This is a genomic window from Delftia sp. ZNC0008, assembly GCF_000799035.1.
Taxonomy (GTDB): Bacteria; Pseudomonadota; Gammaproteobacteria; order Burkholderiales; family Burkholderiaceae_C; genus Comamonas; species Comamonas tsuruhatensis.
In genome coordinates, this window is the sequence record NZ_JTKZ01000607.1 from 1 (window position 1) to 8,132 (window position 8,132).

The 8,132-nt window shown below is 68.1% G+C and carries 7 protein-coding genes; 5 read left to right on the forward strand and 2 right to left on the reverse strand.

Annotation, left to right across the window (positions count from 1 at the left end; translation table 11 throughout):
• The first annotated feature begins 55 nt into the window (after positions 1 to 55).
• From L995_RS19905 to L995_RS19925, 5 genes are all read left to right on the forward strand, one after another.
• Positions 56 to 1,054 (forward strand): Bug family tripartite tricarboxylate transporter substrate binding protein, encoded by a 999-nt coding sequence (locus tag L995_RS19905; RefSeq protein ID WP_016450253.1) that lies wholly within the window; start codon positions 56 to 58, stop codon positions 1,052 to 1,054.
• A gap of 14 nt (positions 1,055 to 1,068) precedes the next feature.
• Positions 1,069 to 2,577, forward strand: a complete 1,509-nt coding sequence (locus L995_RS19910) for a class I adenylate-forming enzyme family protein (protein WP_047473182.1) — start codon at positions 1,069 to 1,071, stop codon at positions 2,575 to 2,577.
• Positions 2,578 to 3,043: 466 nt separating this feature from the next.
• Complete coding sequence (locus L995_RS19915; protein WP_231574486.1) at positions 3,044 to 3,886, forward strand: tripartite tricarboxylate transporter substrate binding protein; 843 nt, start codon at positions 3,044 to 3,046, stop codon at positions 3,884 to 3,886.
• A 55-nt stretch (positions 3,887 to 3,941) separates the two neighbouring features.
• Positions 3,942 to 4,124, forward strand: a complete 183-nt coding sequence (locus L995_RS19920; RefSeq protein WP_017406642.1) for a hypothetical protein — start codon at positions 3,942 to 3,944, stop codon at positions 4,122 to 4,124.
• The gene (locus L995_RS19925) at positions 4,108 to 5,499 is read left to right on the forward strand and encodes an amidase (RefSeq protein ID WP_047473185.1); all 1,392 of its coding nucleotides are present in this window, start codon (positions 4,108 to 4,110) and stop codon (positions 5,497 to 5,499) included. Before L995_RS19920 ends, L995_RS19925 begins: the two co-directional genes overlap by 17 nt.
• 74 nt (positions 5,500 to 5,573) lie before the next feature.
• Here L995_RS19925 and L995_RS19930 read toward each other — a convergent pair whose 3' ends face one another.
• Both L995_RS19930 and L995_RS19935 read right to left on the reverse strand, forming a co-directional pair.
• A complete protein-coding gene (locus L995_RS19930) occupies positions 5,574 to 6,704 on the reverse strand; it encodes a zinc-dependent alcohol dehydrogenase family protein (protein WP_047473187.1) in 1,131 nt (376 codons plus the stop codon).
• Positions 6,701 to 7,942 carry an ABC transporter substrate-binding protein gene (locus tag L995_RS19935; RefSeq protein WP_047473189.1) on the reverse strand — a complete coding sequence of 414 codons (1,242 nt, stop codon included), beginning with the start codon at positions 7,940 to 7,942 and terminating at the stop codon, positions 6,701 to 6,703. The genes L995_RS19930 and L995_RS19935 overlap by 4 nt, the downstream gene beginning before the upstream one ends.
• Between the last annotated feature and the right edge of the window lie 190 nt (positions 7,943 to 8,132).

The window sequence follows — 8,132 nt, forward strand, 5'->3', positions numbered from 1 at the left end:
CCGCGTCGTGCAGACCACGGCAGCGCTTCATTCATCTTTTGCAGGAGACATGCACATGCCCGCCCAACACCGCCGCAAGGCCCTGGCCACCCTGGCCCATGCCCCGCTTCTGGCGTCCCTGGTGACCGCCCTGGCCACCCTCCCCGCCGCCGCGCAGGACGCGCAGCCCGTGCGCCTCATCGTGGGCTACTCGGCCGGTGGCCCCGTGGACCAGGGCGCCCGCCTGCTCAGCGTGGCGCTGACCAAGGAGCTGGGTGCCTCGGTGGTGGTGGAGAACAAGCCCGGCGCCAACGCCACCATGGCAGGCAGCGAGGTCGTGCGCGCCAGGCCCGACGGCCTCACGCTGTGGTTCGCGGCCAGCCCTACCATCACCATCAGCCCCAACGTGATGAGCAAGATGTCCTTCGACCCGGCCCGTGACCTCACGCCCGTGGCGCCCGTGCTCAGCTACTACAACGTGCTGGTGGTCAACAACAACGAGCCCTACAGGACCACGGCCGAGCTCGTGGCCTATGCCAAGGCCCATCCGCAAAAGCTCAACTACGGCTCGGCCGGCGTGGGCGGCTCCAACCACCTGGGCGCGCTGCTGTTCGCGCGGCGCAGCGGCATCGAGATGAACCACATCCCCTACAAGGGAAACGCACCGGCCATGACCGACGTGATCGGCGGCCAGCTGAGCATGATGCTGGACATCATCAGCACCGCCAGCAGCTACATCCAGGGCGGCAAGGTGCGGGCCATCGCCGTCACCTCGCCGCAGCGCAATGCGTCCCTGCCCGATGTGCCCACCTTTGCCGAGTCCGGCATCGAAGGCCTCAAGGGCTTCGACGTGGGCGGCTGGTATGGCGTCTATGGGCCCAAGGGCATGTCGCCCGAACTCGTGGCCCGCCTGAACAAGTCCATCAACGCCGCCCTGGCCCAGCCGGAGCTGCGCAAGCGCCTCAAGGAACTGGGCTACGAAGAGTGGACCGGCGCACCCCAGAAACTGGCCGAGCGCGGTGCCAAGGAGCGCGCCATGTGGGCCACCGTCACGCAAGGCATTGTGGTGGACTGAGGGATACGCGGAGCATGAGTCAACGAATACACCATCTGCTGGACCGCTGGCTGGCCGAAGCGCCGCAGCGTCCCTTCATCCACCTGCCCGACGGCAGCAGTCTGAGCTTTGCCGACCTGGGCGCGCTGGCGGACACGGCCGAGGCCGAGCTGCGCGCGCTGCAGGTGCGGCCCGGCGACCGCGTGCTGGTCGTGGCCGAGAACTGCCCCGAGCATGCGGCGCTGATCCTGGCCTGCAGCCGCGTGGGCGCCTGGTCCTGCGGCGTGAACGCACGCATGGCGCCCGGCGAGATCGATGCCTTTGCGGCCAAGGCCGATGCGCGCGTGGTGTATTTCACCTCGGCCGCATCGGACAGCGCCAGCGGCCACGCGCGGCGCTTTGGCGCAGGCGACTCGGCCCTGGCCGGCATGCAGCACAGCCCCGTGCGCGCTGAGGCGGTGGCCGAATCCGGCGCGCTGCAGGACGAGGTGGCGGCGCTGATCTTCACCTCGGGCACCACGGGCACGCCCAAGGGCGTGATGGTGGGACATGACGCGCTGACGCTGTTCGCGCGCGTCTCGGCCACATCCCGCGGCCTGGGTCCGCAGGACCGCAGCTACGCCTTCGTGCCCATGACCCATATCTTCGGGCTGGGCACGGTGCTGCTGGCCTCGCTGCATGCGGGCGCGCAGATGGTGATGCGCCCGCAGTTCGACCCGGCCGACCTGCTGGATGCGCTGGCGCGCCACGGCATCTCGCAACTGCAGGGGCCGCCTGCGCTGTACGCGCGCCTGCTGGCCCATCTGCAGGAGCAGGGCATTGCACACCCTCAGGCGCCGGCGCTGCGCTATGTCTACACAGGCGCAGGCCCGCTGGACCTGACGCTCAAGAAACGCGTGGAGGCCGCCTTCGGCCAGGCGCTGCACCATGGCTACGGCCTGTCGGAATACGCAGGGTCGGTCCACCTCACGCGACAGGGCGAGCAGCGGCCCGACACCAGCGCCGGCTACGTGGTGGAAGGCGCCGAGGTGCGCGCCGTGGACCCGGCCACGGGCCGGCCCCTGCCGGTGGGCGAGCGCGGCGAGCTGTGGATACGCGGGCGCGGCCTGATGCACGGCTACTTCCGCGATGACCAGGCCACGGCCGCCGTGATGCGCGAGGGCGGCTGGTACGCCAGCGGCGACCTGGGCGAGCTGCATGCCGACGGCGCGCTCTTCGTGGTGGGGCGGCTCAAGGAAATGATCATCCGCTCGGGCTTCAACGTGTATCCGGCCGAGGTGGAACTGGCGCTCAACGAGCTGCCCGGCGTGCAGCGCAGCGCCGTGGTCGGCCGCCCCGAAACCGATGGCAACGAGGAGGTCATCGCCTTCGTCGAACTGCAGCCCGGCGCCACGCTGGACAACGCTGCCGCGCGTGCCCACCTGCGAGAACGGCTGGCGCCCTACAAGCTGCCCGCCCGCATCGTGCCCCTGGCCGAGCTGCCCACCAGCCCCAACGGCAAGGTGCTCAAGCGCCTGCTGCAGGAACAGGCGCTGCGCGCTTGAGCCAACACGCCCGCTGAATCGTTGCGCCGGTGCCACTGCCGGTGCAACCTTTCACCCTCCCTGCCCTGAATCCCGACGCGCGCCAAGGCCATCGCCGTCGGAAACCCTTATCTGCGGCATCGATGCAACACCCCTACGCCAAGCGTGGCACAGGCCTTGCACCCCTTCTTTCATGATGTAAAACTATGGAACTTAATATCTCGATAGTTTAAAAAGATTGATTAACTGAACGCTTGCCAGGCCCGGGCTGCAGGCAGCCGCAGTGGTGCACATCCCATGTGCCTGCTCACGTCTGCAAAAAGACAAGCCCCATTTCCGCAACCATTTGAATCAAGCGAATGAAAAAATCCTCAATCTGATTTTCGGAGGTATTTTCCTGATCGCTGCCAGCTTGGTTCATGCGGCCTGGCCAGACCGGCAGATCACGCTGGTTGTTCCTTTCCCGGCAGGCGGTGGCACCGATATCGTGGGGCGCATCATCGCCAAGGAGCTTGCACAACGCCTGCGCGTCAACGTGGTGGTGGAAAACCGCCCTGGCGCCTCGGGCAACATCGGTGCGCGCCAGGTCTCCAAGGCCCGTCCCGATGGATATACGCTGCTGATCTGCTCCACGGCCCAGACCATCTCGGGCGCGCTGTACACGCAGGCCGGCTATGACGTGGTCAACGACCTCGAAGCCATCTCCACCATCAACGACGGTCCTCTGGTGCTCATCACACGCCCGGGCCTGAAGCTGGCGTCGGTGCAGGACCTGATCGAGCTGGCGCGGCGCAGCCCCGGCAAGCTGACCTATGCCACGCCGGGCTACGGCAGCGCGGGCCACATGGCAGCCGAGGCCCTGAGCCTGGCCGCCGACATACGCATGCTGCACATCCCCTACCAGGGCGCCGCGCCCATGATGAGCGACCTGGTGAGCGGCCAGGTCGATATCGCCTTCGACCTGCTGATCACGGCCAAGCAGTATGTGCACCAGGGCAAGGTCAATCGCGTGGGCGTGGCCACGCGCGAGCGCTCGCCCCTCATGCCCGACTGGCAGACGCTCAGCGAGCAAAGCCCGGCCCGGCTCGGCAATTTCAACGAGACCTCATGGAATGTGCTCATGGCACCCAAGGGCACGCCGGCCGCGATAGTGAACGCCATCAATGCACAGATGAAAAATATCCTGACCGACGAAAAGGTGCAGAAGAAATTCATGGAGCTTGGCAGCATTCCCCTTTGGAAATCCGTGGACAACACCAAGGCATTCGTATCCGACGACGCCAGAAAATGGAGAAAGGTGGTCAGTGATGCCGGCATCGCGAAAATCTGAAATACCCCCTTCGCCGCAGAAACTGGCAGGGCCCGATGTCAATGCGCTGCACGAATTGCTCAATGCGCTGAAAAAGCACGGCATCGACATCCCCTTCGAGCGGCTGGGACCCATCCTGGCGGAGCACCAGTTGCTGATGGAGCACCGCGGCCTCGTCAACGAACTGGCGCATGAGGCGGGACCCTCGCAGATCCACACCACCATCTCCCGTCAGAGCAAGCATGAGCGGCAGTCCTGAACTTTCGATACGACAGATGGCCAGCGCGCTGCGCGCCGGCAAGACCACTTCGGAGATGCTGACCCGGGCGGCGCTGGGACGCATCCGCGCCATGGACATCGACATCCATGCCTTCACCAATCTCGATGCCAGCGGTGCCATGGAGGCTGCGCGCAACGCAGACATGGCGCGCGGAGAAAGCGCCGATCTGCCGCTGCTCCATGGCATTGCCGTGGCCATCAAGGACGTCTACGACGTGGCAGGCCTGCCGACCACCTGCCAGTCCTGGCTGAGCCTGGACTATGTGCCCGAGGAGGATTCCACGCCGGTGCGGCGCCTGCGCGACGCCGGCGCCATCATCCTGGGCAAGCTGGCCACGCACGAGTTCGCCATCGGCGCGCCCAGCCCCGACCTGCCGTTTCCCGCGGCCCGCAACCCCTGGGACCTGGCCCATATTCCGGGCGGATCGTCGTCGGGCTCGGGCGCCGCCATTGCGGCAGGCTTCACGCGGCTGGCCCTGGGCACCTGCACGGGCGGCTCCATCCTCATACCGGCCGCCTGGTGCGGCGCCGTGGGGCTGAAACCCACCTACGGCCGCGTCTCCAAGCACGGCGTGTTCCCCCTGGCCTGGACGCTGGACCACTGCGGCCCGCTGTCGCGCAGCGTGGAGGATGCGGCCATCGCGCTGCAGGTGCTGGCCGGGCACGACCCGCTGGACCCGGCCAGCTCCACCGAACCCGTGGACGACTACTGCACGGGGCTGGAGCAGGGCGTGAAGGGCCTGACCATCGGCGTGCCGCAGGACCACTTCCAGTCGTCGCCCCAGGCGTCGCCCACGTTCCTGTCGGCCTTCGACCGCACGGCCGCGCTGCTGGCCGAGGCCGGCGCCCGTCCCATCCACGTGAGCCTGCCCCACAGCCAGCAGTTCCTGGCGGCCGGCCGCGTCATCCTCAGTGCCGAGATGTTCACCATCCATGCGCAGGACCTGCGCTCGCGCCCGCTGGACTATGGCGAGCTCACGGCGGCGCGGCTGCTGCTGGGCGCCACCGTGTCCTCGGAGGACTACCTGAACGCCCTGCGTGTGCGCCGCATGCTGGCGGCCCGCGTGGACGCTGCGCTGGACCGCTGCGACGTGCTGCTGACCGCCATCACCCTGGATACGGCGCCGCGCTTCGACCCCATGCCGCATTTCCGCCACTGGCCGGTGCAGACCCATGCTTTCAACGTGACCGGGCACCCGGCCGTCAGCGTGCCGGTGGGCCTGTCACCCCAGGGCCTGCCGCTGGCCGTGCAGGTGGTGGGACGCTACTTCGACGAGGCCCGCATCCTGCAGGTGGCCCGCGCCATCGAGCGGCTGACCGGCTGGGAAAACCAGCTGCTGCCCGACGGCACCTGACCGCCGTGCTTGGCTTGGACACAGCCGCAGCAGCAGCAGCAGCCCCGGTCCTCGCTGGTCGGCCTGACCTCCTATCAGGCCTCCATGCGGATGATCTGGCGTATGGCCTCGCCACGCGCCAGGCGGTCGAAGCCCTCGTTGATCTGGTCCAGCGTCAGGTGGCCGGTCACCAGCCGGTCCACCGGCAGCCTGCCGGCCGCATGCAGGGCCAGGTAGCGGTCGATGTCGCGGCGCGGCACGCAGCTGCCCATGTAGCAGCCCTTGAGCGTGCGCTCCTCTGCCACCAGGTGCCAGACCGGCAGGCTGATGGCCTGGGCGCTGGAGGGCAGGCCCGCCGTCACGGTCTGGCCGCCGCGCCGCGTGATGCGGTAGGCCATCTCCAGTGCCTTGGCCGAGCCCACCATCTCGAAGGCATGGTCCACGCCGCCGCCCGTCAGCGCCCGCACCTGCTTGACGGCATCCTCGTCGCCGGCGTTGACGGTGTCGGTGGCGCCGAAATCGCGCGCCATGGCCAGCTTGTCCGCATTGAGGTCCACGGCCACCACGCGGGCCGCGCCCGCCGCCGCCGCGCCCATCACCGAGGACAGGCCCACGCCGCCCAGCCCCACCACGGCCACGCTCTGGCCGGGGCTCACCCTGGCGGTATTGGCCACCGCGCCCACGCCAGTCATCACGGCGCAGCCGAACAGCGCGGCCAGCTCCAGCGGCACCGACTTGTCGATGCGGTGCACGCCGCGGCGCGAGAGCACGGCATGCTCGGCAAAGGCCGAGACGCCGACGAAGTGCGAGATGGGCTGGCCATTGCGCGACAGCCGCCTGGCACCCGACAGCAGGGTGCCCGCCACGCCGGCCTGGCCTGCGGGCTCGCACAGCACGGGCCGGCCCTCGGCGCAGGGCTGGCAGTCGCCGCAGCCGGGCACGAAGAGCATGACCACGTGGTCGCCCACCTCCAGGTCGGTCACGCCCTCGCCCAGCGCCTGGATCACGCCTGTGGCCTCATGGCCGAGCACGATGGGCGTGTCGCGCGGACGGTCGCCGTTGATGATGGACAGGTCGGAGTGGCACACGCCTGCGGCGGCCACCTTGACCAGCACCTCGCCGGGGCCGGGCGGCGCCAGGTCCACCTCCCAGATCTCCAGCGGTCGGCTGTCGGCATAGGGCGCGGCTGCGCCCGTTCTCGTGAGTACGGCGGCGCGTGTCTTCATGATGTCTTCACCAGCTTGCAGCTGCTCCTGGACAGCGGGCGGAAGGCCTCGTCACCGGGGATGGTGGAGAGCACCTTGTAGTAGTCCCAGGGATATTTGGATTCCTCGGGCTTCTTGATCTGCACCAGGTACATGTCGTGCACCATGCGGCCGTCCTCGCGCACCTTGCCGTTCTGGGCGAAGAAGTCCTCGATGGGCATCTGCTTGAGCTGGCGCGCCACCGCGTTGCCGTCGTCGCCCCTGGTGGCCTGCACGGCCTTGAGGTAGTTGGTGACGGCCGAGTAGGCGCCCGCATGGATCATGGAGGGCATCTTCTTCATCTTCTCGAAGAAGCGCCGCGACCAGGCGCGCGTGGCCTCGGTGCGGTCCCAGTAAAAGCCCGTGGTCAGCACCATGCCCTGGCCGTAGCGCAGGCCCAGCGCATGCACGTCGTTGATGAACAGCAGGCTGGGCACCAGGGTCTGCCTGGGCGCGATGCCGAACTCGTGCGCGGCCTTGATGGCGTTGACCGTGTCGCTGGTGGCATTGGCCAGGTTGATCACCGAGGCCTTGGAGGCCTGGGCCTGCAGCAGGAAGGACGAGAAATCGCTGGCATTGAGCGGATGGAAGGTGGTGCCCACCAGCTTGCCGCCGCCGTCCTTCAGGAAGTCGGTCACATTGGCCGTCATGGCCTTGCCGAAGGCATAGTCCACGCCCAGGATGAACCATTCCTTCTTGCCCTGCGCAAGGATGCCGCGCACCGCGCCGTTGGCCAGCGCATAGCTGTCGTAGGTGTAGTGGATGGCCGTGGGCGCGCAGTGCTCGTTGGTGAGGATGTCGGAGGCGCCGCCGGTGTTGATCACCATCTTGCCGCGCTCGCGCGCCAGGTTGTTGACGGCGATGGCGACGGCCGTGTTGTTGATGTCCACGATCAGGTCCACGCCGTCGCGGTCGAACCAGGTGCGCGCATGGGTGGCGCCCACGTCGGCCTTGTTCTGGTGGTCGGCCCAGACCACCTCGATCTTCCTGCCCAGCACCTGGCCGCCGAAGTCGGCCACGGCCATCTTCGCGGCCTCGACGGAGCCGCGCCCCGCCGTGTCCGCGTACAGGCCCGACATGTCGCTGAGCACGCCGATGCGCACCACGTCGTCCGATATCTGCTGCGCCTGCGCCGCCGCCGTCCACAGCAGGCCGGCGCCCAGCGCGCAGCCGGCAGCGCGCGCCTTGGTCAAGCCGCCTCGCATCAAGCCTTTCCGCATATCCGTCTCCTTGTCTCGGGGTTGTTTTTCTGGATACCGGAGGCAAGCCTAAGCAGGCAGGCCCGGACCGCCTATGCGCGATTGCGAAAGACCGGGTTGCAGCGCTGCGAAGCCGGGTTTGTCCCGGGTACGGGCACGCCGCCGTGCTCAGTCCGCCTGGATGCCGGCCACCTTGACCACCTGGGCCCAT